A 25,069-nucleotide genomic window follows, 5' to 3' on the forward strand; every position below is an offset into this window, starting at 1 on the left:
AGCGCCAGTGCTTGAAGGCACGCGGGGCGGGCGGCAGGGTCAATGGACAGAAAAATCGAGCACGCAGCTGTCACCCAGTGCTTCGCGCCACACGCGCACGCGGCTCACGCGGGGGCGAAGTTCGGAAGGCAGGGCCTGGGCGATGAAGACGCACAGGTTCTCGAGCGTGGGTGTGCCCAGGCCCGGCACGTCGTCCAGCATGTGGTGGTCGAGCTGCTCGCGCACCACCTCCAGGCCCCGGCGCAGCAGGCCCAGGTCCAGCACCATGCCGGTGGCGGGGTCGAGTGGTCCACTGAGCGAGACCTCGGCGTAGTAGGTGTGGCCGTGCACGCGGCGGCTGCCTTCGGCCTCGATCTCACGGCGCAGGGTGTGGGCGGCGTCGAAGAAGAACCGCTGGGAGATGGTGAACAACATAGACAACGACAACAAAGAAGGTCCGCTTACCGGATGCCGGTGAGCTTGTGGGTCTGCAGGCTCAGGCGCCACGCGGGGTTGGCCATGCAGGCATCAATGCAGGTGGCGGTGTTCTGGCGCTGCAGCAGGCCATCCATGGGCTGCAGAAAGCGGTGGGTGAACTGTGTGCCTTGCTCCAGCGCCTGCAAGTCAAAGCCCGGCTGGGGCCACACGAGTTTCAGCTCCTGCCCGCTGCGCTGAACCCACGGCGCGCCGGCCTTGGGGCTGATGCACAGCCAGTCAATGCCCTCAGGCGCTTTCACCGTGCCGTTGCTCTCCACGGCGATGCGAAATTGCTGCGCGTGCAGCGCGTCGATGAGTTCAGCGTCCACCTGCAGCAGGGGCTCGCCACCGGTCAGCACCACCAGCCGGTGGCCCGCGCCCGCAGGCCATTGCGCAGCGATCAGCTCGGCCAAAGCGGCGGCTGTCTCGAACTTGCCGCCCAGCGTGCCGTCGGTGCCGACGAAGTCGGTGTCGCAGAATTGGCAGACGGCCTGCGTGCGGTCCTGCTCGCGGCCGGTCCAGAGGTTGCAGCCCGCAAAGCGGCAGAACACGGCGGGCGTACCCGCCTGGCCGCCTTCGCCCTGCAGGGTGTAGAAGATTTCCTTGACGCTGTATGTCATGGCCGCAGGCTTGGTTTCTCGGCGGTGCGCCGGGCTACCGGAGGTACCAGGATGGTGGGCGCAGCGGGCGCGGCCAGCTCGGGGTAGTCGCGGCTGAAGTGCAGGCCCCGGCTTTCGCGGCGCATCTGCGCGCTCTGCACGATGAGGTCGGCCACCTGCACCAGGTTGCGCAGCTCCAGCAGGTCGCGCGTGACGTGGAAGTGGGCGTAGAACTCGTTGATCTCGCCCTGCAGCGTGGCGATGCGGTGCGCGGCGCGCTCCAGGCGCTTGTTGGTGCGCACGATGCCCACGTAGTCCCACATGAAGCGGCGCAGCTCGTCCCAGTTGTGCGAGATGACCACGCACTCGTCGGCATCGGTCACGCGGCTGTCGTCCCAGGCGGGCAGGGCGGGCAGCTCGGCCGCCGGCGCCGCGGCAATGGCCTGGGCTGCGGCGCGTGCGAACACCATGCATTCGAGCAGCGAGTTGCTGGCCAGCCGGTTGGCGCCGTGCAGGCCGGTGCACGCCACCTCGCCCACGGCGTGCAGGCCCGGCAGGTCGGTGCGGCCGGCCAGGTCGGTCAGCACGCCGCCGCAGGTGAAGTGCGCCGTGGGCACCACGGGGATGGGCTCTTTGGTGATGTCGATGCCCAGCGACGCGCAGTGCGCAAGGATGTTGGGAAAATGCTCCTGCAAAAACGCCGGGCTCTGGTGCGAGATATCGAGGTGCACGCAGTCCAGGCCGTGTTTCTTCATCTCGAAGTCGATGGCGCGGGCCACCACGTCGCGCGGGGCCAGCTCGGCGCGTGGGTCGTGGTCCAGCATGAAGCGCGTGCCGCCCGCCGAAGGGGGTAGCAGCAGCCTTCCGCCTTCGCCCCGCACCGCCTCGCTGATGAGGAAGGACTTTTCGTGCGGGTGGTACAGCCCCGTGGGGTGGAACTGGATGAACTCCATGTTGGCCACGCGGCAGCCCGCGCGCCAGGCGGCAGCAATGCCGTCGCCCGTGGCGGTGTCGGGGTTGGTGGTGTACAGGTACACCTTGCCCGCGCCGCCCGTCGCCAGAATGGTCTGCGGCGCGCGGAAGGTCACGACCTCGTCGGTGTCGCTGTCGAGCGCGTACAGGCCCAGGCAGCGGTTACCCGGCAAGCCCAGCTTGCGTGTGGTGATCAGGTCCACCAGCGTGTGCTGCTCGAACAGCGTGATACCGGGCGTGGCGCGCACCACATCGATCAGCGTGCGCTGTACCGCCGCGCCGGTGGCGTCGGTCACATGGGCAATGCGGCGCGCGCTGTGCCCGCCTTCGCGGGTCAGGTGCAGCTGGTCGCCTTCGAGCGTGAAGGGCACGCCCAGCTCGCGCAGCCAGGCGATGGAGGCGGGTGCGTTTTCCACCACGAAGCGTGTGGTGGCCAGGTCGCACAGGCCCGCGCCCGCCACCAGCGTGTCCTCGATGTGGGCGGCAAAGCTGTCGTCATCGGCCAGCACGGCGGCAATGCCGCCCTGGGCCCAACCGCTGGAGCCATCCTGCAGCGTGCGCTTGGTGATCACGGCCACGCGGTGCGTGGGCGCCAGGTGCAAAGCGGCCGAGAGGCCGGCGAGGCCGCTGCCTACGATGAGAACGTCGAAGTCGTGGGATGCCATGGCTTGCGGGTGAGGAATGGGAGTAGCGCCACGGCCACCGGCCAGGGCGGTGAACAGTGGGGCCAGCCTAGGCCGGCGTGTAGGCGAGGCGCACGTAGATGGGGGCGAAGGCCTCGGCCTGCGTGATCTCGATCAGTGTCTCTTTGGCCAGCTCCAGCAGCGCAATGAAGGTCACCACCAGCACGGTGCTGCCTTTTTCGGGCTCAAAGAGTTCTTCAAACTCCACAAAGCGGCGGCCTTGCAGTGTCTTGAGCACCATGCTCATGTATTCGCGCACCGAGAGTTCTTCGCGCGTGATCCTGTGGTGCTGCACGAGCTTGGCGCGTTTCAGGATGTCGCGCCAGGCGTCCTGCAGCTCCACCACATGCACGTCCGGGAAGCGCGGCTGCAGGCTTTGCTCGATGTAGACCTGGGCTTTCAGGAAGTCGCGGCCGTACTGCGGCATCTGCCCCAGGCGGGCTGCGGCCATCTTCATCTGCTCGTATTCGAGCAGGCGGCGCACCAACTCGGCGCGCGGGTCTTCAGGCTCTTCGCCTTCGGCCTGCTTCTTGGGCGGCAGCAGCATGCGCGACTTGATCTCGATCAGCATCGCCGCCATCAGCAAATACTCGGCCGCCAGCTCCAGGTTGCGGCTGCGGATCTCGTCCACATACGCCAGGTACTGCTTGGTCACCCCCACCATGGGGATGTCGAGGATGTTGAAGTTCTGCTTTCGGATCAGGTACAGCAGCAGATCGAGCGGGCCTTCAAAGGCTTCCAGGAAGACTTCGAGCGCATCGGGCGGGATGTAAAGGTCCTGCGGCAGCGCAAACAGCGGCTCGCCATACAGGCGCGCCAGCGCCACCTGATCGACCACCACGGGCATGCCCGCCGCATCCAGCGCGGGCGCGCTGGGCGAATGGGCCGCTGCGTTCGCGGTGGTCATGAATGCTATTGAAAAGTGAGCTATCAGCGCTTGATGGCTAAGCGCTGGAGGCCAATTGGGTGCTTATTCAGCGTTCGTCTGGTAGACGTAGGGCTTCTGGGGCACCTGGCCGTCGCGGTATTCGCCCCAGACCTTGCGGTCCACGTTCTTGTCCCACAGCAAAGCGCGGCCTGCTTGCTGCTGTTGGTCCAGCTCGGGGCGGCTAGCCTTGAGCTGGTTGATGAACTGGGTGGTGTCGGACTGGTAGTCGGGGCGGCGGAAAATGGACATGGACTGTTAACCTCTTTGCCATGGATTTTACCGGGACCGACTTATGCCCTTGATATATCGCGCCGCTGCCTTGGCCGCCGCCGCCTTTTCCCTGCTGGCGCTCACCGCCTGCGACCCGCAGCGCATCAGCGAACTGCAGCCCGGCGTCTCTACCGAGGCCGATGTGCGAGACCGCTTTGGCGCCCCCGAAAACGTGTGGGACGAAGCCGGCGGAGCCCGCACCTTGGAGTACAACCGCCAGCCTGCAGGCCAGGTCAACTACATGATCACCATCGGCGGCGACGGCCGCATGACGGCGCTGCGCCAGGTGCTCGCCCCCGAGAACTTTGCGCGCGTGGTGCCCGGCACGCGCATGGACGAGGTGCGCCGCCTGCTGGGCAAGCCCGCCAAGGTCACGCCCTACGAATTGAAGCGGGAAACCCACGCCGACTGGCGCTACCTGGAGGCGCCGAACCAGGCCAAGGTGTTCACCGTGGTCTACGGGCCCGACCAGGTGGTGCTGCGCACCCAGACGGGCGCGGACCTGGATGCGCCGGAGTTCAAGGGCGGCAAGTAGCGCCGCAGACGATCACACCGGCAGGTCTTCCAGCCCCTGCGCCGCCAGCCGGGCGGCAAAGCCCGAACGCTCGATCAGCGAGCGCGGCTGCTCGTGCAGGTGCACCAGGCGCAGCCGCCCGCCGCGTGCGGCCACCGCCTTGAGGATCTGGGCCAGAGCGTCGAGCCCCGTGGTGTCCAGCGCCACCAGTTCGCTCGCGTCCAGCACCACGTCCATGCCCGGCGGGCCGGCCTCCACGGCCTGGAGGATGGGGTCGATCTTGGCGGCGGCTCCGAAGAACAGCGCGCCGTGCAGGCGCCAGGTGGCCGTGGGCCGCCCCCGGGCCGGGGCGCCTTCAGGTTCCGGCTGGCGCACCACGCGAAAGAGCCCGCTCATGCGCCGCACAAACAGCGCGCAGGCCATGAACAGGCCCACCTCCACCGCCACCGTGAGGTCGAACACCACCGTGAGGAAAAACGTGCCCAGCATGAGCAGACGGTAGTGGTTGCTGAAGTGCTTGAGGCGCACGAACTCGTGCCACTCCCCCATGTTCCAGGCCACATACAGCAGGATGCCCGCCAGCACCGCCAGTGGAATGTGCAGCGCCAGCGGCGCGGCCACCAGCACGATCACCGCCAGCGTGGCGGCGTGCACCATGCCTGCAATGGGCGATGTGGCGCCTGAGCGGATGTTGGTCACCGTGCGTGCAATGGTGCCCGTGGCGGGCATGCCGCCAAAAAACGGCACCACCAGGTTGGCCAGGCCCTGGGCCACCAGTTCCTGATTGGGGTCGTGTTTCTTGTGGTGTGGATCGGTGGCCAGCTGGTCGGCCACGCGGGCGCACAGCAGCGATTCGATGGCGCCCAGCAGCGCGATGGTGAGCGTGGGCGTGACGAGCAGCCGCACCGTCTCCCACGAAAAATCGGGCAGTTCGAACACCGGCAGCGCCTGTGGAATGCCGCCAAACCGCGAGCCAATCGTCTCCACCGGAAACTCCATGCCCCAGGCCAGCAGGCTCAGCGTGACGAGGGCCACCACCGGCGCAGGCACGCGCGCAAAGCTGCGCACGGTGTGCCGCTCCAGCACCTGCATCATGGGCGAGCCTTTCATCATCAGTTTGGGCCACAGGAACAGCCCGGCCACACAGGCTGCGCCCAACCCAAACGCATAGGGGTTGAAGCTGTCGAGGTGCTGCGCCACCGTGCCGACCTGCGAGAAAAAATTGCCCGGCATGCGGTCAATCGACAGCCCCAGCCAGTCCTTCACCTGCGACAGCGCGATCAGCACCGCAATGCCGTTGGTAAAGCCGATCACGATGCTCACCGGCACAAAACGCACCAGCGTGCCCAGCCTGAAGAGCCCCAGCAACACCAGCAGCACGCCCGCGCAGGCCGTGGAGATCAGCAAATTGGCCACGCCATAGCGCTCGACGATGCCGTAGACGATGACGATGAACGCCCCGGCCGGCCCGCCAATCTGCGCGTTGGTGCCCCCCAGGGCCGAGATCAGAAAGCCCGCGATGATCGCCGTCCACAACCCCGCTTCGGGCTTGAGCCCGCTGGCAATCGCAAACGCCATGGCCAGCGGCAGCGCCACGATGCCCACCGTCACTCCCGCCCCCACGTCGGCCAGCCATCGGCCCTTGTCGTAGCCGCGCAGCGCATCGAGCAAGCGGGGGTGGAAGGCGAGTGAAAACTGCATGGTGGCGGGCACTTTCTTGTCGGGGGCTCTGCGGCGGCCCAGGGCATCGGCACCGCCGGGATGCAGCCACAACCGGATCAGTGCGAGGCAGACTTCAGTGTAGTGAGCCGGGTGCGGAGTGCAATGGGGCGGAATCTGTGCGCAGACCAAGCACATTGCGTGCCGAATGCGCCCGCTCCCGGGGTCCGCGCCGGGCGGCTTGGGTGTCGATGGATTTGCAAAATAGATAGCAAACTAACGAATACCAATAAGCGATGGAGGCTAAAAAAGCTTAGAAATTTACCCGCCCACATGCTGCTAGGCAGGGGCGGCGCCCGCGCTCCCTGGCATATTGCTTGCTGATCTTGGATTGCCTTCCCGGCCCCCGCCTTGTGCGGCTTGATTGGACGATTGCCCGACCCCCACACCATGACCGACACCCCCGTCCCCGCTGCAGAGCCCAACGCCGCCGCCGATGCCACCACCCTGCGCCACGGCGCGTTCGAGGATGTGCAGGCGCTGTTTGCCGGCACGCTGTTTGTCGCCATGGCGCTCATGCTGTTCAACCAGGCGGGGCTGCTGGTGGGCGGCACGGCGGGCGCGGCGTTCTTGCTGCACTACATCACCGGCGTCTCGTTCGGCAAGCTGTTCTTTGTGGTCAACCTGCCGTTCTACTGGTTTGCCTGGACGCGCATGGGGCGCGAGTTCACGATCAAGACCTTTGTTTGCGTGGCCCTGCTGTCGCTGCTGACCGAGCTGTTCCCGCATGTGATGCATGTGGACTACCTGAACCCGCTGTTCGCCTCGTTGCTGGGCGGGCTGCTGCTGGGCACGGGCTGCCTGTTTCTGGCGCGCCACCGCTCCAGCCTCGGTGGGGCCACGGTGGTGTCGCTGTACCTGCAGGCCCGCTACGGCATGCGCGCGGGCAAGGTGCAGATGATGATCGATGGCACCGTGGTGCTGCTGGCGCTGTTTGTGGTGCCGGTGGACCGCGTGGCGTATTCGGTGCTGGCCGTGCTGGTGATGAGCGGGTTCTTGTGGATCAGCCACCGGCCAGGGCGTTACGTGGGCCACTGAGGGCGGGGGCTGCCAGCGCGGCGGCTGCCTGCCTCAGATCGTGAACGGGTCCCCGGGTTTTGAGCCCCTGCGAAACCCCGGTGGTCGATTCAATTCCATCTGTCAACCCTGCTTCAGTGGGGGTGCGTTGGCACGTCCACCCGCACTAGAGTCCCTGTCACCCCGCCTGAACCTGCACCACGGGAGCCGGATTCGCCCGCGCTTTCTGAGGGGGTGAAGCGCCCACCCCGTTCACGTGCCCGGAGAACCCCTGATGTATCGAACTTTTTCTGCCAGAGCCGAGGCGCTGTGGGCAAGGCTTGCCGGGGCGGCAAGGCTGTTCCTTCCGGTGGTGAGTGGAGTCCTGATGGCGTGTGGCGCTGGCGAAGACCCCGTTGCGCCCCCACCACCGCCACCCGTGGCGCAACATTCCGTGGGCGGCACCGTGACGGGGCTGGTCGGCACGCTCATCCTGGCCAATGGCACGGGAGCGGACCTGACCATCACGGCCAGCGGCAGCTATGCCACCAGCATTTCGCAGGGCGAGGCTTATCACATCGTTGTGCGGACCCAGCCCGCCGGGCAGACCTGCGTTGTGGAAAACGGCTCGGGCGTGGTGGCAGGCCCGGTCACCAATATCCTGGTGGCCTGCACCACCCATACCTACACCGTCGGCGGATCGATCACGGGGTTGCTTGGCGTCGTGACCTTGCGGCTCAACGGCGCCGCGGACCTGATGGTGGCAGCCAATGGCGTTTTCAGTTTTGCATCTCCGCTGTCCCACGGCAGCCCCTATGCCGTGACGGTGCGCGAACAGCCAGCGGACCAGGTTTGCACGGTGGATGCTGCCACCGGGGCTGTGGTGGCGCCAGTGACTCAGGTGCGGGTGCTTTGCCGCACGGTAACTTCGCCTCCCCCTCCGCCACCTCCGCCCCCACCTGTGCCGGCGCCCTCCACGCCGGGTGGCCTGGGCATTGCCTATGGGACGAAGGCACTGGTCTTTTCCTGGACCTCGGCGCCCGGCGCCACCAGCTACACGGTGTACGAAGACCCGGACGGCCCGGGCCCGCTGGCACCCGCGCAGATCGGCTCGACGGCTACCACCGGGGTGACCTACGCCATACGGGGGCTGTTGCACGAGCGGCTGAATGCCACGTACACGGTGCGCGCCTGCAACGCGGGCGGGTGCAGCGCCCCATCGGCCTCCGTGGCTGCGGACATGGTGCGTGCCGTTGGCTACTTCAAGGCTTCCACCACCACGGTCGAAGGTCGGTTCGGAAACCGTGTGGCCTTGTCCGGCAACGGCACCACGCTGGCCGTGGGGGCCTATGGCGAGGGCGGCAACACCGGCGCGGTGTACGTTTTCACGAAGAGCGGCGCCACGTGGTCGCAGCAGGCGCGCATTGCGGCCCCCAATGGCGAGGCCAACGACTATTTTGGCAACGCCCTGGCCTTGTCTGCCGACGGCAATACGCTGGCCATCGGCGCGGACGGCGAAAGCGGCGATCAGAAGGGCACCTTTTCGACGATGCCGGCCACCAACAACCTGGCCAGCAACTCAGGTGCCGTCTACGTGTATGCCCGCACGGGTGCATCCTGGTCGCAGCAGGCCTTCATCAAGGCGAACAACGCGGATGCGGACGATCTTTTCGGTTCATTCGTCGCCCTCTCGAACGACGGCAACACCTTGGCGGTTGGCGCCTACAACGAGGATGGCGACTTGACCGGAGTGCACGGCAACGCCGCCTATTCCGCGTCTGGGGCTGCCTATGTCTTTACCCGCACAGGCACCAGCTGGGCACAGCAAGGCTACCTCAAGGCCTCCAACGCGGGGGCGGGAGATTTCTTCGGGATCTACCTCAGTGTGTCCGGGTCGGGTGACACCTTGGCGGTGGGGGCCTTCTTTGAGCGCAGCGCCTTCGCAAGCAATCCGGCGGACGACACGCTGGCCAATGCCGGAGCGGCCTACGTGTTCGAGCGCAACGCGGGCACGTGGTCGCAGCAGGCCTACCTGAAGGCTCCGCAACCCCTGGCGCAGGACCGCTTCGGCGTGGCGGTCCAGCTGTCGGGCGACGGCAATACGCTGGCCGTGGGAATGGACGGAGACAGCAGCAACCACACTGGCGTTTTCGTGGTGCCCCCCGCGAGCAACACGCTGGCCACCAACTCGGGAGCGGTGTTCGTGTTCATCCGTGCAGGCGGCGCCTGGCAGGCACAGGCCTATTTGAAGGCCTCCAATACCCGCGCGCCCCACCGTTTCGGGAACAACCTGGCCATGTCCAGCGACGGCAACACGCTGGTGGTGCCGTCGTACCGGGACAACAGCAGTGCGCGCGGATTCAATGGAGACCAGGCCGACACCGCGGCAGTCGATGCAGGCGCTGTGCTGGTGTTTCGCCGCAGCGCCGGCTCCTGGGCGCAGCAAACCTACCTGAAGGCCCCCAACACCGGCGCCGGGGACCGGTTCGGCGGCCGCGTTGCGATATCCGGTGACGGCACCACGCTGGCCGTGGGTGCATCGACGGAAGACGGCGGGTCGAACGGAGTTGGTGGCAACCAGATCGACGAAAGCAGAACCAACGCGGGCGCGGTGTACCTGTACTGACGCTTTGAGGAGCGGGGCTGGTGGATGTCCTGCCCCTTCCTTCATTGCCTGGTGGTGGTGCTGCGGCCCCCAGCGCCCCTGAGTGCCCTTGGGCGCCGCCCGATCTGCTGGGTCTGTGCGCTTTACCGCACGCGCATGCCGGGCGTGGCGCCGGGCCAGGGGTTGAGCACGTAGATGCCGGGGTTGGCTTTTTCGTCGCCATGGCTGGCGGCCAGGACCATGCCTTCACTCACGCCAAACTTCATCTTGCGCGGGGCCAGGTTGGCCACCATCACCGTGTGTTTGCCGATCAGGTCTTCGGGCTTGTAAGCGCTGGCGATGCCGCTGAAGACGTTGCGCGTGCGGCCTTCGCCCACGTCCAGCGTCAGGCGCAGCAGCTTGGTCGATCCCTCCACGGCTTCGCAGTTCACGATCAGCGCAATGCGCAGGTCGATCTTGGTGAAGTCGTCGATGGTGATGGTGGGCGCGAGTTCCTCACCACCGGGTTCTGCTATGGTTTCGGTAGCTGCTGGCGCTTGTTCTGCCTGAGCTGGGGCCTCAAACAATGCTTCAATCTGCTCGGGGGTGACGCGCTGCATGAGGTGCTGGTAGGGCTTGATTACGTGACCATCAGGAAGGCAAGTCGTGGCATCGACCCATGAGAGAGGCTTTCCCTCCAATCCAAGCATCTCTTCGACTTGCGTTGCTACACCAGGCAGCACAGGCTTCAAGTAGATAGTCAGCAGCCTGAAGCAGTTGATAAGAACGCTGCAGACAATCTGGAGGCTCCCAGAGTCAGATTCGTTCTTCGCTAGAACCCACGGCTTCTTCTCGTCGGCGTACTGGTTGACCGCATCGGCCAAGTACATGATTTCTCTGGCTACTTTGCTGTACTCGCGATTCTCGTAGGCCTCTTTGATTCCCGGAGCGGCCGCCATGATCGTGGTGATCACTGAGTCAATTTCATCTTCTGGTGCGCCAGGCTTTGTGTCCCCTTGGAGAAACACTGAGACAAGTTTCCCTTCGAACCTTTTGGTAAGAAAGCCCGCAGCACGGCTGGCAATGTTCACGTACTTGCCGATCAAATCGCTGTTCACGCGCAGCATGAAGTCTTCGGCATTGAAGTCGATGTCTTCGTTGCGCGCCGACAGCTTGGCCGCCAGGTAGTAGCGCAGCCATTCGGCGTTCATGTTCAGGCTCAGGTATTTGAGCGGGTCCAGGCCCGTGCCGCGGCTCTTGCTCATCTTCTCGCCGTTGTTCACGGTCAGGAAGCCGTGCACGAACACGTTGTCGGGCGTCTTGCGGCCGCTGAAATGCAGCATCGCGGGCCAGAACAGCGTGTGGAAGGTGACGATGTCCTTGCCGATGAAGTGGTACTGCTCGGTGTCGGGCGCAGCCATGTATTCGTCGAAGCTGCGCGTGTCTCCGTGCTTGTCCTTGGGGCCGCCCTTGTCGAACCAGTTCTTGAGCGAGGCCAGGTAGCCCACGGGCGCGTCGAGCCAGACGTAGAAGTACTTGCCCGGTGCGTCGGGGATTTCGATGCCGAAGTAGGGCGCGTCGCGCGAGATGTCCCAGTCGCCCAGGCCTTCGCTGGTCGTGCCGTCCGGGTTGGTGCGGACGGTGAACCACTCCTTGATCTTGTTGGCCACCTCGGGCTGGAGCTTGCCATCCTGCGTCCACTTCTCCAGAAACTCCACGCAGCGCGGGTCCGACAGCTTGAAGAAGAAATGCTCGGAGTTCTTCAGCTCGGGCTTGGCGCCGGACAGGGCCGAGAACGGGTTGATCAGGTCGGTGGGTGCATAGACCGAGCCACACACCTCGCAGTTGTCGCCGTACTGGTCCTTGGCGTGGCACTTGGGGCACTCGCCCTTGATGTAGCGGTCGGGCAGGAACATGTTCTTCTCGGGGTCGAAGAACTGCTCGATGGTGCGCACCTCGATCAGCGAGCCATCCGCGCGGTCGCGCAGGTCACGGTAGATCTGGCGGGCCAGGTCGTGGTTTTCGGGCGCATCGGTGCTGTGCCAGTTGTCAAAGCTGATGTGAAAACCATCAAGGTACTGCTTGCGGCCGGCGGCGATGTCGGCCACGAACTGCTGTGGCGTCTTGCCTGCTTTTTCGGCGGCAATCATGATCGGCGCGCCGTGGGTGTCGTCCGCGCCCACGAAGTTCACCGCGTGGCCCTGCATTCGCTGGTACCGCACCCAGATGTCGGCCTGGATGTATTCCATGATGTGGCCGATGTGGAAGTTGCCGTTGGCATACGGCAGGGCGGTGGTAACGAAGAGTTTGCGGGCGGATGACGTCATGAAAAGCGGCTTTCTCAGGCGGAACCCGTGATTTTAGGCGGTCGGCAGTGTCCTTGACCGCTGCGGGCGCTGCGTGGGCCCGGTTGGGTCGCCCAGGTGCCAATCAGGGCGTGCGCGCAGGCCACCGATGGCGCCACAATGCCTCGCATTCCAACATGCAACGAGGAGATCACAAATGGCCAGAACATGGGCGAAACGGGTGGGGTGGGGCGTCGGCGGCGCTGTGTTGGCGCTGGCCGCCTACCTGGCGGCGTGGCCGGTGCCCATCCAGCCGGTGGCCTGGAGCGCGCCTGCCGCGCCGGGCTACCAGGGTGTGCACGCACCCAACCAGCGCCTGGCCAAGCTGCAGATGATCGCCCTCAAGGGCGAGGTGGGGCCCGAGCACATCGCTTTTGGCAAGGACGGCAAGCTCTACACCACGGTGCTCAGCGGCAATATCCTGCGCATGAATGCCGATGGCTCGGGCCAGGAGGTGTTTGCCAACACCGGCGGGCGGGTGCTGGGCTTTGACTTTGATGCAGCAGGCAACCTGATTGCCGCCGATGCGGTCAAGGGCCTGTTGTCCATTGCGCCCGATGGCAAGGTCACCGTGCTGGCCGACAAGGTGGGCAACGACCCTATCCGCTATGCCGATGCGGTGGTGGTGGCCCAAAGCGGCAAGATGTACCTGAGCGACGCCTCCACACGCTTTGCCCCCAAGGACTGGGGCGGTACCTTTGAAGCCAGCGTGCTCGACATCCTGGAGCAGGCCAGCACGGGCCGGGTGATCGAATACGACCCCGCCACCCGCACCACACGCGTGGTGGCCCGGGGCATCAGCTTTGCCAATGGCGTGGCGCTGAGCCAGGACGAGAAAAGCCTGTTCGTCAACGAAACCGGCAAATACCGCGTGTGGAAGATCGCGGTGGACGCGAACGACCTCGACATCAGCGAGGCCGATGCCAAGGTCAAGGCGCCCGCCGGCAGCCAGCCCGCACCCCAGGCCCGCGTGCTGCTGGACAACCTGCCCGGCTACCCCGACAACCTGATGCGCGGCATGGACGGCCGCATCTGGCTGGGCTTTGCCAAGCCGCGCGGCGCCGCCATCGACAACATGGCCGGCAAGCCCTGGCTGCGCAGCCTGACGCTGCGCCTGCCGCGCGCGCTGTGGCCCATCCCCAAGCCCTACGGCCATGTGATCGCGTTCACCGACGACGGCAAGGTGGTGGCCGACCTGCAGGACCCGAGCGGCGCTTACCCCGAGACCACGGCGATCACCGAAACGGCGGACCGGCTGTATGTGCAGAGCCTGCACGCGCATGGCCTGGGCTGGTTGCCCAAGGATGTACTCAAGGGGCAGTAGCGGTCTCTTGGTCGCCGCTGCCACGGTATGGCGCGCTGCCTGCAAGGCGCGAGGCGACCCAGGGGGGTGTCACGAATGCTCCCTCATCTGCACCTCGGCGCCGGTATCCGTCCAGCCGAAGAACCGGCACACCTCGGCCCGCATGGCCAGGGTGTCGGCCCGGCCCAGGGCCATCAGCTCCTTCGTGTAGCCCGACTCGAACAGCAGGTAGCTGGCCAGTGCGGCGCCGCGCACGTCGGCCATGTTAGAGGTCACGCCCAACGCGCCCAGCATGGCGCGCACGGGCCCAGGCAGGTCGCCCACATGGCGTGCTGCCACGGCATCGAGCCGTTGCGAGGGGGCAATCACCAGCAGCTCGATGGGACGCAGCGCGCTGTGCAGGCGTTTTTCCTCGGGGATGAGCGACAGGGTCTGGTTGATGCGCTGCACGCGCTCCACGTCCACCGCCAGCGCGTCCAGAAAGATGTTGGACAGCGCGTGCCCCGCAATCTGCGCCAGCGTGGGGTAGGTGGCCGTGGGATTGGCGGCGGCATCGCCCTTGGGCTCGTGCATGCGGCCCGCGCCGATCACCAGAATTCGCTCTGCCCCCAGATGGATCGCAGGGGCAATGGGCGCCGACTGGCGCATGGAACCGTCACCAAAATACTCGATGTGGTCATCCACCTCGATGGCCTTGGCCGGAAAAATGAACGGAATGGCCGAGGACGCTAGCAGGTGCTCGTGCGTGATGCGGTCGCTGGCGGCCTTGCGTTGCGAGCGCACCCAGGGCTTGACGGGCGTGGCGGCTTCAAAAAAAGTGACATGTTCGCCCGAGCTGTAGCTCGACGCCGTCACGGCCAGCGCCGTGAGGTGGCCCTTGCGGATGAGCCCCGGCAGGCGCACCAGCGGCACCATCTTGACGAGCAGTTTCTCCAGCGGCGAGTTGTCCAGCAGCGAGCGCGGTCGCATGCGCCGCCAGCGCGCCAGCGCCCAGCCCATCGACACCAGCGTGAGCCATCGCGCGCCGCTGCGCATCACCGAGAGCGAGTCGGCGCCATAGACCTGGCTGGCGTGGAACTGGCGCCACACGCGGGCAATGCGGCGCACCGCGCGGTCGAAATTGTCGGCCCCGCAGGCCAGTGCCGCCGCGTTGATGGCGCCGGCGGAAGTGCCCGTGATGATGGGGAACGGGTTGGGCCCGCCGCCTTCTCCGCAGGCGTGGCGGATGTCGGCAATGGCCTCCAGCACGCCCACCTGGTAGGCGGCACGGGCGCCACCGCCGGTGAGCAGCAGGCCGGTAGGGGGGCGGTGGGAGGCAGGGGTATCGGAAGGGGCTGAGGGCGGCATGGGTGTTTGCTGGGTGGTGCCCCAAGTGTCGGGGGGCGGCAGCGAGCGTTTTATGTGGGAAAACCCGCATGGAGGAGGCTGGAGATCTCGCCGTTGCCGAGGGGCTTCAATCTTGCAAACCCCCACCGAAGGGTTGGGGACGAGCCTGTGTCGGGCTTCCTCCATTGCAGCGCGGGTGGGGCACGGGTTGCCTGCGGGGTGCCTGTGGCATGCTCGCGAAGATTTTTGTGGGGGGCGGATTGAACCAGCGCATCATCGTTTCGCTTGATTTCCCTGCGGCTGCGTCCGCTTCCGACCTAGTCCGGAAGCTGGGCCCCGCCGCGTCTTTCTACAAGGTGGGCTTGCAGTTGCTCACGGCGGCAGGCCCTTCCTTTGTCCGCGAGCTGGTGGACGCCGGAAAGCGGGTTTTTTTGGACCTCAAGCTGTTTGAAATCCCAAGCTCGGTGGCTGCCGCCGTTGCTGCGGCCGGGGAGTTGGGCGTTTCCCTGGTGACGGTTCATGCTTCGGCAGGATCTGCGGTGCTGGAAGCTGCCGTGGCGTCTGCGGCGCACTTCCCCGGGCTCAAAGTGCTCGCACTGACCGTCATCACCAGTATGGACGACGAGGCGCTGCGCGAAGTGGGCGTGGTATCGACAGTGCCAGAACAGGTGCTGCGCCTTGCGCTCCTTGCCCAAGCAGCAGGCTGCCATGGCGTAGTCGCATCGCCACTGGAAGCCAGGCTCCTGCGCAACACATTGCCGCAGGAGATGCTGATCGTCACGCCCGGCATACAGCCGTTGGAGTTTGCCAAAGGCGACCACGCCCGCTTTACCACCGCAGCACAGGCCATCGAGGCTGGTGCAACGCACGTGGTGGTTGGCCGGCCGATATCACGCGCTTTGAACCCTGCCATTTCTTTTGCCGCCCTGTGCGCAGAACTGGACGGTTGAAACCGTGGCCCAGGAAGGGCCGGCTCGTCGCCTTTTGACTTCACTGCGGTGATTCAGCGGGGCTGCGGACCTTGAAACATAGCTACCTAGCCTTGGCGCAGCAGAAGCTGCGCCACAGCATCGCCCTGCAGCACCACGATGGCGTGTTCGCCAGCAAACGCCTGGGCGTTGTCGCTGACCTGCCCCAGGGCTGCCACATAGACGCCCGCCTGGGCATCGCTGGCCACCATGGCCGCGTGCAGTTCGCGCAAGGGCTCCACGCCGTGGGTGGCAGCCTTCCAGCGCTTGGCGCTCACCAGCGTGGTCTTGCCGCCCAGGGTCAGGCGCATGTCGGCCCCGGCGTTGTTGCCGTTGATCCGCTCCACGGTGTAGCCCGCCCGGGTCCAGGCGGATGCCAGGGTGTCGGCAAAGCTGCGCCAGGGCATGCTGCCCACGGCCTCCAGCATCTCGGCAACTCTGGCAGGGTTGGGGGCGCGCAGTTGTTTCCAGGCAGCAATGCAGCCGACCACAAAGATGGGGAAACCCGCCAGCGCACCCACCGCAAAGTATTCCTTGGGCAGCAGCGCACCTGCGGCCAGGACGATGAGGCCGACCACCACAAAGCTGACCCACCATGGCGAGCGCAGCAGCATGGCAAACAGGGATTTCTCGGCCATCTTGAATTTCACGGGGGTCCTTTTCGTTCGGTTTCACGGGTTGCCGCCGCTGTAGAGCCAGGGACAGAGCGAGCGCATTGTCCTTCAGCTGAAGGGGCCTGCGCCTTCGGAATAGACTACCCGCCCCACAGGAGCTATTTGCATGTCAGTCACCGAACAGGGCCTTTTGGCCGCACTTTCCAGCGTGCTGGACCCCCACACGGCCAAGGATTTCGTCAGCACCCGCGCCTTGCGCAACCTGCAGATCACCGGTGGCGATGTGGCTTTTGATGTCGAACTGGGCTACCCCGCCAAAAGCCTGGTGCCCGAGCTGCGCCGCAGCCTGGTGGCCGCCGCCAAGGGCGTGGCGGGGGTCGAGAACGTGTCAGTCAACATCACCACCAAGGTCATCGCCCACGCCGTGCAGCGCGGCGTGCAGCTCTTGCCCCAGGTCAAGAACATCATCGCCGTGGCCTCCGGCAAGGGCGGCGTGGGCAAGAGCACCACGGCCGCCAACCTGGCCCTGGCCCTGGCCGCCGAGGGCGCCAGCGTGGGCGTGCTGGACGCCGACATCTACGGCCCGAGCCAGCCCATGATGCTGGGCATCAACCGCCGCCCCGAAAGCGACGACGGCAAGACCATGGAGCCGCTGGAGAACTACGGCGTGCAGGTCATGTCCATCGGCTTCCTGGTGGACCAGGACGAAGCCATGATCTGGCGCGGCCCCATGGCCACGCAGGCGCTGGAGCAGCTGCTGCGCCAGACCAACTGGAAGGACCTGGACTACCTCATCATCGACATGCCGCCGGGCACCGGCGACATCCAGCTCACGCTGTCCCAGCGCGTGCCCATGACCGGCGCGGTGATCGTCACCACCCCGCAGGACATCGCCCTGCTGGATGCCAAGAAGGGCATCAAGATGTTCGAGAAGGTGGGCGTGCCCATCCTGGGCATCGTCGAGAACATGGCAGCCCATGTGTGCAGCAACTGCGGCCACGTGGAACACATCTTTGGCGCCGATGGCGGCAAGAAGATGGCAGCCGAATACAACATGGACTACCTGGGCGCGCTGCCGCTGGACATGAGCATCCGCCTGCAGGCCGACAGCGGCAAGCCCACCGTGGTGGCCGACCCGGATGGGGACGTGGCCAAGATCTACAAGAAGGTGGCGCGCGACGTGGCGGTGAAGATCGCCCAGCAGGCCAAGGATTTCTCCAACAAGTTCCCCACCATCTCGATCAGCAAGAACACCTGATCCTCCTGACCTGCCGCACTGCGCCATGAATCTGCTCGCGTCCCTGCGCTACCTGGTGGCGCTGCACGAGCACCGGCACTTTGGCCGGGCGGCGCAGGCCTGCCACATCACGCAGCCTGCGCTCTCCAACGCGCTGCGCGCGCTGGAGAAGGAGTTTGGCGTGGTGGTGGTGCGCCGGGGCCGCAGCTTTGAGGGCTTCACGCCCGAGGGCGAGCGGGTGCTGGCCTCGGCCCAGCGCATGCTGCATGAGCACCAGGTGCTGCAGCAGGACCTCTCCAGCGACGCCGCCCACCCACGCGGCACGCTGCGCCTGGGCGCTGTGCCCACGGCCATGCCCATCCTGGCGCGGTTTGCGGCGCAGTTGCAGGCGCGGCACCCGGGCATCTTGCCGGTGGCGCTGTCGATGAGTTCGCAGGCCATCGAAGCGGGGCTGGAGAGCATTTCACTCGACCTTGCGCTGGGCTACACCGAGCGCATGCCGGCACGCGGCGGCCAGCTGCGGGCTTGGCCGCAGTACGTGGAGCACTACTTTCTGCTGCGCCGGGCCGACAGCCTCCAAGGCCGCGGCCTGCAGATCGGCCAGTCCATCGGTTGGGCCGAGGCGGCCGCCCAGCCGCTGTGCCTGCTCACGCCCGAGATGCACAACCGCAGCCTGGTCGACGGCGCTTTTCGCAGTGCGGGCGCCACGGTGTTGCCGGCCATGGAGACCGATTCGGTGCTGACCCTGGCCCTCTCCGTGGTGGCGGGCAACCTGTGCAGCGTGTTGCCCGGCGCGTTGGTGGATGCCGTGCGCGGCCACGATGGGCTGGAGGCCTTGCCGCTTGTCGGCCCAGTGCTCACCACGCCCATCGGTTTCATGTCGCACCGCCAGGTGCAGCCCACGCGGGCGCTGGATGCGGCGCTGGCCCTGGCGCAGGACACGGAATGGCTGCAGCACGCCACAGCACACAGCGGGTTGCTGACGGCTTCCCAGCGATAGGGCGATTGGCAAAGCGCCCCCGCAGGCCAAAGTAATTTCACCCGCAGGTTCAACGGACCGCCACAGTCAGGGCTCGTTGAATGAAGGCACGCTGCGCACACCCATGCCCACCGTCGCCGCGATGACCAGGAAAAAAGGCCATAGGTACAGGCTGGTGACGTTGCCAAAGCGGGTGACGCTGTAAATCAGAAACAGCGCGGACAAGGCCACCAGTTGCGCAACGATGTATTTGGCGAGCGCGCCATTGTTCGGCTGGATGAACAGGTAAATGAGCGCCACCACCATGAGCCCATAGGCGGTGGTCACCGAATGCCAGGCCACCTCTGCAACCGCCCGAATGCCCGGCGGCAACGAGCTTTCTTGAACCGGTGCATTCAGTTGCGGGCTGCCCACGAAGATTTGCATCCCCATCATGAACAAGCACAGCGTTGCTGCAGCCAAATACCAGTAGTTGAGCTTTCGCACAGGATTTCCTTTGGGTGTCATTGAACGGCCGATTGCGCAGCCACGTGGCGCTGCCAGGCGATGAAGGCGGGGGCGCCAATCAGTTCCAGCACCGTGAAGCCGATAAAAGGCACGGGCGGAAGTCCGACGAAGGCCATCGACAGCGCCCGCCCCACGCCGCCCAGAAACACCGCGCCCCACAGCACGGCAAACAACCGGCCTTCGTGCTCGATGCGCGGCAGCAGCGACCACATCGCCAAGCCCAGGGCCAGCCACACGCCACCAAAAAAGCGCAGGTTGCCGTCGAGCAGGGCATCACGCGGCAGGCCGGTCGTGTGGTAGATCGGGTCGTCGATGCCCATCATCGTCAGCACGCCGGTGGCGACCGGGATCAACGCCATCACAGCGGTGGTGGCTTGGAGCAGGCGTCGGGTCATGGTGATCTTTACGGTGTCAGGATTGATGCATTGTCGAGATGTATCTTGACTGTGTCAAGATTGCCGCCATGACCGATCCTGAACTCCCCCGCGCCACCTACCACCACGGCGATCTGCGCAGCGCCCTGGTGGCGGCCGCCGAGGGCTTGCTCGCGTCCGGGGCCACGCTCAGCCTGCGCTCGGTGGCCAAGGCAGCGGGCGTATCGCATGCGGCGCCGTACCACCACTTCGCCAATCTGGATGCCTTGCTCGCCGCAGTGGCCACGCGGGGTTTTCAAGACCTGGCGGCCGATATGGAGGCAGCACACCACGGCACAGACACTGCCGCCACGCTGGTGGGGCATTGCACCGCCTACGTGGCCTTTGCGCTCGCGCGCCCCGCCGCGTTCCGGCTCATGTTCAGCCCGCTGCTGCAGCGCAAGGCCGACCACCCGGCGTTTCAGGCGGCGGCGGACGGGTCTTTTCAGGTACTGCGGCAGGCCGCCCATGCCCATGTGGCCGAGGGGGCGGACGAACTGGCGCTGGCGGGATGGAGCCTTGCCCACGGCCTGGCCAGCCTTGCGATTGACGGCGCCTTGTCGGCTGCGCCCGTGTCCATGCCCTCGACGCAAGACCTGGCGGCCATGCTGGCGAGCCGGTTGCTGGTGAGTCTGCCGACGGGCAGGGTGGGTCGCTGACAGGCTGACCCTTGCCGCTGATGCCGCGCAAAACCACGGTGTGCAGCCCATTTGTTTTTGTGATCGACCCATGTGCATCGGCAATTTGACGCGCCAAGGGGGCTCGCCGACACTGCGCTCGCCAGGCGGCCTTATGCAGGCGGCTTCATAACCACAACAAGACATTCCACGATTTCGCTCCATGCACCTTGCCCCCGAAGCCCCCACCGCAGCCGTCGTCGCCGCCGTGTCCGTCAACGACATGCGCGATCGCATCCGCCGAAAAAGCCGCCTCAAGGGCCGCCAGCCCGAAGACGCTGCGATGGCCGAAGTGGCGCAACTGCTGGGCCCGCGCCCGCCCGAAGGCTTTCGGCGCGACCTGCTGATTGAATTTCTGCACCGCTTGAACGACCACTTTGGCGTGCTGCACGACCGGCATTTGGTGGCGCTGGCCAAGCAGATGAATCTGCCCATGGCCGAGGTGTACGAGGTGGCCAGCTTTTACCACCACTTTGAGATCGTGCGCGGCGACGAAGCAGTGGCCCCGCGCCTGGTGCTGCGCGTGTGCGAGAGCCTGAGCTGTAGCTTGGCCGGTGCCAGCGAACTGTTGGCGGCGCTGACCGAACGCCTGCGCGCTGCAGGGCAGGCCGATGTGCAGGTGGTGGCCGTACCCTGCGTGGGCCGTTGCGAGCAGGCGCCCGTGGCCGTGGTGCACCAGTGCCCGGTGCCACACGCCACGGTGGACGCCGTGCTGGAAACGCTCAATTCGAAGCCAAATCGGGCTCTGGCGCTTCATCCACAAGCGCAAGTAGCTATCAATTTTGATATTGCAGCGCTGGCCGAGAACAGTGTGCCTGCGCAGCCGGACGGGGCCAGCCCCGCCCACACCGACCTCGCCGTCTATCGCGCCCATGGTGGTTATCAGACGGCGGCCGCGCTGGTCAATGGCGAGATGGATGCTGAAGCCGTGCTCGTAGCCATGGAAAACTCGGGCCTGCGCGGCCTGGGCGGGGCGGGGTTTCCGGCCGGGCGCAAGTGGAGGATTGTTCGGGACCAACCTGCTCCGCGCGTGATGGCGGTCAACATCGACGAGGGCGAGCCCGGCACCTTCAAGGACCGCACCTACCTCGAACGCGACCCCCACCGCTTTCTGGAAGGCGTGCTCATCGCCGCGCAGGTGGTGGGCACCGAGGCGGTCTACATCTACCTGCGCGACGAGTACCACGGCTGCCGCGCGCTGCTGCAGACGGCGCTCGATGACCTGCACGTCCAGCCGCCGTGCCCGCTGCCCCACATCGAGCTGCGGCGCGGTGCGGGCGCCTACATCTGCGGCGAAGAGTCGGCCATGATCGAGAGCATCGAAGGCAAACGTGGCGAGCCCCGCATGCGCCCGCCCTACATCGCGCAGGTGGGCCTGTTCGGCCGGCCCACGCTGGAGCACAACTTCGAGACGCTGTACTGGGTGCGCGACATCGTCGAGCGCGGGCCCGAGTGGTTTGCCAGCTTCGGCCGCCACGGGCGCAAGGGGCTGCGCAGTTTCAGCGTCAGCGGGCGCGTCCGGCAGCCGGGCGTCAAGCTCGCGCCTGCGGGCATCACGGTGCAGGAACTCATCGACGAATACTGCGGCGGCATGGCCGATGGCCACCAGCTCTACGCCTACCTGCCCGGCGGCGCGTCGGGCGGCATCCTGCCCGCCAGCCTGAACCACATTCCGCTCGACTTCGACACGCTGCAGCCCTACGGCTGCTTCATCGGCTCGGCCGCCGTCATCGTGCTCAGCCAGCACGACCGGGCGCGCGATGCGGCGCTGAACGTGATGCGGTTCTTCGAGCACGAAAGCTGCGGCCAGTGCACCCCCTGCCGGGTGGGCACGGCCAAGGCTGCGGCGTTGATGCGCGCCCCGCAGTGGGACGAAGAACTGCTGGACGATCTGGCCCAGGTGATGGGCGATGCGTCCATCTGCGGGCTGGGCCAGGCCGCGCCCAACCCCATCCGCTGCATCCACAAATATTTTGCGCACGAGGTGGGCGAGGCACCCTGGCCGGGCGACTTGCCCCGGCCGCGCAGCAGCCCGCTCGCCGAGCAACTGCCCCCGGGAGTGCGGCCATGAGCGCCGTATTGACATCCACTGCAGTGCAGCCCGGCGTGGCGTTCGAGCTGGACGGCCAGCCCGTCACCGCCCATGCTGGCGAAACCATCCTCAAAGCCGCGCAGCGCCATGGCGTGGAGATCCCGCACCTGTGCTACACCGACGGCCTGCGCCCCGACGGCAACTGCCGCGCCTGTGTGGTCGAGATCGCGGGCGAGCGCACGCTGGCCCCCAGCTGCTGCCGCGCGCCCACGCCCGGCATGAAGGTGCAGGCCACCAGCCCGCGCGCCCGCAAGAGCCAGCAGATGGTGGTGGAGATGCTGCTGTCCGACATGCCCGATGTCGGATACCGGTGGAACGACGAAAAGACGTGCACTCCTGATTTGATAGCTGGTAGCGCTCATCCATCTAGCGGTAACGGCCATTTTTATTCAAAAAATGATGCCCCAGTGGGCCAGCATGGCGAGCTGAGCGCCTGGGCCGACCGCCTGGGCGTCTCGGTGCGCCCGGCCCTCCACGCCCTGCGCCGCGAGCAGCCTGCGCCCGACCTGAGCCACCCGGCCATGGCGGTCAACCTGGACGCCTGCATCCAGTGCAACCGCTGCGTGCGCGCCTGCCGCGAGGAACAGGTGAACGACGTGATCGGCTACGCCTTGCGCGGCGCCGACAGCAAGATCGTCTTCGACCTGGATGACCCCATGGCCGAGAGCACCTGCGTGGCCTGCGGCGAATGCGTGCAGGCCTGCCCCACGGGCGCGCTCAGCCCCAAGACGCACATCGGCTCGCAAAAGGTGGACCGCAAGGTCGACTCGGTCTGCCCGTTCTGCGGCGTGGGCTGCCTCATCACCTACAACGTGCGCGATGAAAAAATCATCAGCGTCGAGGGCCGCGACGGCCCGGCCAACCACGGCCGCCTGTGCGTGAAAGGGCGCTTCGGCTTCGACTACGCCCACCACCCCGACCGCCTGACGGTGCCGCTGGTCCGCAAAAGTGGTGTGCCCAAGGAGGTGCGGCCCTACGGCGCTGACTGGCGCGATACCTTCCGTGAAGCAACCTGGGACGAGGCGCTCGACCTGGCCGCGGGCACCCTGAAAGACCTGCGCGACACCCATGGCCCTAAGGCGCTGGCGGGCTTCGGCTCGGCCAAGGGCAGCAACGAAGAGGCCTACCTGTTCCAGAAGCTGGTGCGCACCGGCTTTGGCAGCAACAACGTGGACCACTGCACGCGGCTGTGCCACGCCTCCAGCGTGGCCGCGCTGCTCGAAGGCGTGGGCTCCGGCGCGGTCAGCAACCCGGTGCACGACGTGGAGCATGCCGAGCTGATCTTCGTGATCGGCTCCAACCCCACCGCCAACCACCCCGTGGCCGCCACGTGGATGAAGAACGCCGCACAGCGCGGCGCGAAGATCGTGCTGGCCGACCCGCGCATCACGGACATTGGCCGCCACGCCTGGCGCACCCTGCAGTTCAAGGCCGACACCGATGTGGCCATGCTCAACGCGCTGATCCACACGGTGATCGACGAAGGCCTGGTGGATGAGGCCTTCATCCGCGACCGCGCCAACAACTTCGAAGCTTTGAAGGCCAACGTGATGGGCTGCAGCCCCGAGGCCATGGCCCCGGTGTGCGGCATCCCGGCCGAGACGCTGCGCGAGGTGGCGCGTGCGTTTGCCACGGCGAAGGCGTCGATGATCCTCTGGGGCATGGGCGTGAGCCAGCACGTGCACGGCACCGACAACGCGCGCTGCCTGATCGCGCTGTGCGCCGTCACCGGCCAGATCGGCAAGCCCGGCTCCGGCCTGCACCCGCTGCGCGGCCAGAACAACGTGCAGGGCGCGAGCGACGCGGGGCTGATCCCCATGATGTTCCCCAACTACCAGCGCGTGGACAACGCGGGGGCGCATGCCTGGTTCGAGGACTTCTGGGGCACCCGGCTCGATGAGTCGCCGGGCTACACCGTGGTCGAGATCATGCGCAAGGCCTTGGCCGACGACAGCGACCCGCACAAGGTGCGGGGCATGTACATCATGGGCGAGAACCCCGCCATGAGCGACCCCGACCTGAACCACGCGCGCCACGCGCTGGCCAGCCTGTCGCACCTGGTGGTGCAGGACATCTTTTTGACCGAGACCGCCTGGCTGGCCGACGTGGTGCTGCCCGCCAGCGCCTGGCCCGAAAAGACCGGCACCGCCAGCAACACAGACCGCATGGTGCAGATGGGCCGCCGCGCCCTGAACCCGCCGGGCGACGCGCAGCCCGACCTGTGGATCATCCAGCAGATCGCCGCGCGCATGGGGCTTGGCTGGAACTACGAAGGCGAAGAGTCCGGCGTGGCGGCTGTCTACGACGAAATGCGCCAGGCCATGCACGCCAGCATCGAGGGCATCACCTGGGACCGCCTCGCGCGCGACTCCAGCGTGACCTACCCCTGCCTCACGGCCGACGACCCGGGCCAGCCCATCGTCTTCACCGAAAAATTCCCCACGCCCACGGGTCGCCTGCAGCTGGTGCCCGCCAGCTTGATTCCGGCAGCCGAAAAGCCCGATGCCGACTACCCCCTGGTGCTCATCACCGGCCGCCAGCTGGAGCACTGGCACACGGGCAGCATGACGCGGCGCAGCAACGTGCTGGACGCCATCGAGCCCATGGCCACCGCGTCGCTGCATGGCGACGAACTGGCGCGGCTGGGCGTGGCGCCCGGGGCGCTGGTGGGCATCCGCTCGCGGCGCGGCATGGTGCAGGTGCGCGTGCGGCGCGACGACGGCACGCCGCACGGCACTGTGTTCATGCCGTTTGCGTACGTGGAGGCAGCCGCCAACCTGCTCACCAACGCGGCGCTGGACCCGTTCGGCAAGATCCCCGAGTTCAAGTACTGCGCGGTGGCTGTGGAGGTGTTGCAGGGCACGGTCAGCGAAGTCGCCTGACGCCA

At 66.4% G+C, this 25,069-nt stretch carries 21 protein-coding genes; 10 read left to right on the forward strand and 11 right to left on the reverse strand.

Annotated features, from left to right (window positions below):
- Nucleotides 1-39: 39 nt before the first annotated feature.
- The 5 genes from ASE52_RS12330 to ASE52_RS12350 form a co-directional block, all read right to left on the reverse strand.
- Nucleotides 40-414, reverse strand: a complete 375-nt coding sequence (locus ASE52_RS12330; protein WP_057226451.1) for a 6-carboxytetrahydropterin synthase — start codon at nt 412-414, stop codon at nt 40-42.
- A gap of 26 nt (nt 415-440) precedes the next feature.
- Nucleotides 441-1,076: a 7-carboxy-7-deazaguanine synthase gene (queE, locus tag ASE52_RS12335; protein WP_057226452.1), complete on the reverse strand. Its 636-nt coding sequence runs from the start codon at nt 1,074-1,076 to the stop codon at nt 441-443.
- Nucleotides 1,073-2,692 (reverse strand): L-aspartate oxidase, encoded by a 1,620-nt coding sequence (gene nadB, locus ASE52_RS12340; protein ID WP_057226454.1) that lies wholly within the window; start codon nt 2,690-2,692, stop codon nt 1,073-1,075. The genes queE and nadB overlap by 4 nt, the downstream gene beginning before the upstream one ends.
- Nucleotides 2,693-2,759: 67 nt before the next feature.
- On the reverse strand, nt 2,760-3,557 hold the full coding sequence (locus tag ASE52_RS12345) for a ScpA family protein (protein ID WP_241777011.1): 798 nt from the start codon (nt 3,555-3,557) through the stop codon (nt 2,760-2,762).
- A 123-nt stretch (nt 3,558-3,680) separates the two neighbouring features.
- Nucleotides 3,681-3,887, reverse strand: a complete 207-nt coding sequence (locus ASE52_RS12350) for a DUF3460 family protein (protein WP_010463244.1) — start codon at nt 3,885-3,887, stop codon at nt 3,681-3,683.
- Between the two features lie 43 nt (nt 3,888-3,930).
- Here ASE52_RS12350 and ASE52_RS12355 point away from each other — a divergent pair, with 43 nt between their 5' ends.
- The gene (locus tag ASE52_RS12355; RefSeq protein WP_057226457.1) at nt 3,931-4,443 is read left to right on the forward strand and encodes a hypothetical protein; all 513 of its coding nucleotides are present in this window, start codon (nt 3,931-3,933) and stop codon (nt 4,441-4,443) included.
- A gap of 12 nt (nt 4,444-4,455) precedes the next feature.
- On the opposite strand, the gene ASE52_RS12360 is transcribed toward ASE52_RS12355, so the two are convergent.
- Complete coding sequence (locus tag ASE52_RS12360) at nt 4,456-6,123, reverse strand: SulP family inorganic anion transporter (RefSeq protein WP_057227207.1); 1,668 nt, start codon at nt 6,121-6,123, stop codon at nt 4,456-4,458.
- Between the two features lie 408 nt (nt 6,124-6,531).
- Between ASE52_RS12360 and ASE52_RS12365 the strand changes: the two genes are divergently transcribed.
- Nucleotides 6,532-7,179 (forward strand): YitT family protein, encoded by a 648-nt coding sequence (locus ASE52_RS12365; protein ID WP_057227210.1) that lies wholly within the window; start codon nt 6,532-6,534, stop codon nt 7,177-7,179.
- A 253-nt stretch (nt 7,180-7,432) separates the two neighbouring features.
- Complete coding sequence (locus ASE52_RS12370; RefSeq protein ID WP_082606853.1) at nt 7,433-9,763, forward strand: hypothetical protein; 2,331 nt, start codon at nt 7,433-7,435, stop codon at nt 9,761-9,763.
- 122 nt (nt 9,764-9,885) lie between these two features.
- Here the strand turns inward: ASE52_RS12370 and metG are convergent, their stop codons facing one another.
- Nucleotides 9,886-12,048, reverse strand: coding sequence for a methionine--tRNA ligase (gene metG, locus ASE52_RS12375; protein WP_057226460.1), 2,163 nt, complete (start codon nt 12,046-12,048; stop codon nt 9,886-9,888).
- 175 nt (nt 12,049-12,223) lie between these two features.
- On the opposite strand from metG, the gene ASE52_RS12380 reads away from it, so the two are divergent.
- Entirely contained in the window at nt 12,224-13,390 is a 1,167-nt protein-coding gene (locus ASE52_RS12380) for an SMP-30/gluconolactonase/LRE family protein (RefSeq protein ID WP_057226462.1), read from the forward strand.
- 69 nt (nt 13,391-13,459) lie between these two features.
- On the opposite strand, the gene ASE52_RS12385 is transcribed toward ASE52_RS12380, so the two are convergent.
- Nucleotides 13,460-14,716, reverse strand: a complete 1,257-nt coding sequence (locus tag ASE52_RS12385; protein ID WP_010463256.1) for a patatin-like phospholipase family protein — start codon at nt 14,714-14,716, stop codon at nt 13,460-13,462.
- 209 nt (nt 14,717-14,925) lie between these two features.
- Here ASE52_RS12385 and pyrF point away from each other — a divergent pair, with 209 nt between their 5' ends.
- Nucleotides 14,926-15,645, forward strand: a complete 720-nt coding sequence (gene pyrF, locus ASE52_RS12390) for an orotidine-5'-phosphate decarboxylase (protein ID WP_057226464.1) — start codon at nt 14,926-14,928, stop codon at nt 15,643-15,645.
- Between the two features lie 86 nt (nt 15,646-15,731).
- On the opposite strand, the gene ASE52_RS12395 is transcribed toward pyrF, so the two are convergent.
- Complete coding sequence (locus ASE52_RS12395) at nt 15,732-16,301, reverse strand: restriction endonuclease (protein WP_057226466.1); 570 nt, start codon at nt 16,299-16,301, stop codon at nt 15,732-15,734.
- Nucleotides 16,302-16,443: 142 nt separating this feature from the next.
- Here ASE52_RS12395 and apbC point away from each other — a divergent pair, with 142 nt between their 5' ends.
- Nucleotides 16,444-17,535 (forward strand): iron-sulfur cluster carrier protein ApbC, encoded by a 1,092-nt coding sequence (apbC, locus tag ASE52_RS12400; protein WP_010463262.1) that lies wholly within the window; start codon nt 16,444-16,446, stop codon nt 17,533-17,535.
- Between the two features lie 25 nt (nt 17,536-17,560).
- On the forward strand, nt 17,561-18,514 hold the full coding sequence (locus ASE52_RS12405; protein ID WP_057226468.1) for a LysR substrate-binding domain-containing protein: 954 nt from the start codon (nt 17,561-17,563) through the stop codon (nt 18,512-18,514).
- A gap of 66 nt (nt 18,515-18,580) precedes the next feature.
- Here the strand turns inward: ASE52_RS12405 and ASE52_RS12410 are convergent, their stop codons facing one another.
- Nucleotides 18,581-18,979, reverse strand: a complete 399-nt coding sequence (locus ASE52_RS12410; protein WP_010463265.1) for a hypothetical protein — start codon at nt 18,977-18,979, stop codon at nt 18,581-18,583.
- 17 nt (nt 18,980-18,996) lie between these two features.
- Nucleotides 18,997-19,395, reverse strand: coding sequence for a DUF4345 domain-containing protein (locus ASE52_RS12415; protein WP_057226471.1), 399 nt, complete (start codon nt 19,393-19,395; stop codon nt 18,997-18,999).
- Nucleotides 19,396-19,463: 68 nt separating this feature from the next.
- On the opposite strand from ASE52_RS12415, the gene ASE52_RS12420 reads away from it, so the two are divergent.
- The 3 genes from ASE52_RS12420 to fdhF all read left to right on the forward strand — a co-directional run bounded on the left by ASE52_RS12420 (nt 19,464) and on the right by fdhF (nt 25,064).
- Nucleotides 19,464-20,072, forward strand: coding sequence for a TetR/AcrR family transcriptional regulator (locus ASE52_RS12420; protein ID WP_035197911.1), 609 nt, complete (start codon nt 19,464-19,466; stop codon nt 20,070-20,072).
- 181 nt (nt 20,073-20,253) lie between these two features.
- Complete coding sequence (locus ASE52_RS12425) at nt 20,254-22,161, forward strand: NAD(P)H-dependent oxidoreductase subunit E (protein WP_057226475.1); 1,908 nt, start codon at nt 20,254-20,256, stop codon at nt 22,159-22,161.
- Nucleotides 22,158-25,064, forward strand: coding sequence for a formate dehydrogenase subunit alpha (gene fdhF / locus ASE52_RS12430; protein WP_057226477.1), 2,907 nt, complete (start codon nt 22,158-22,160; stop codon nt 25,062-25,064). Before ASE52_RS12425 ends, fdhF begins: the two co-directional genes overlap by 4 nt.
- Nucleotides 25,065-25,069 lie beyond the last annotated feature (5 nt).

The sequence above is a fragment of the Acidovorax sp. Root275 genome (assembly GCF_001428965.1).
GTDB lineage: Bacteria > Pseudomonadota > Gammaproteobacteria > Burkholderiales > Burkholderiaceae_C > Acidovorax > Acidovorax radicis.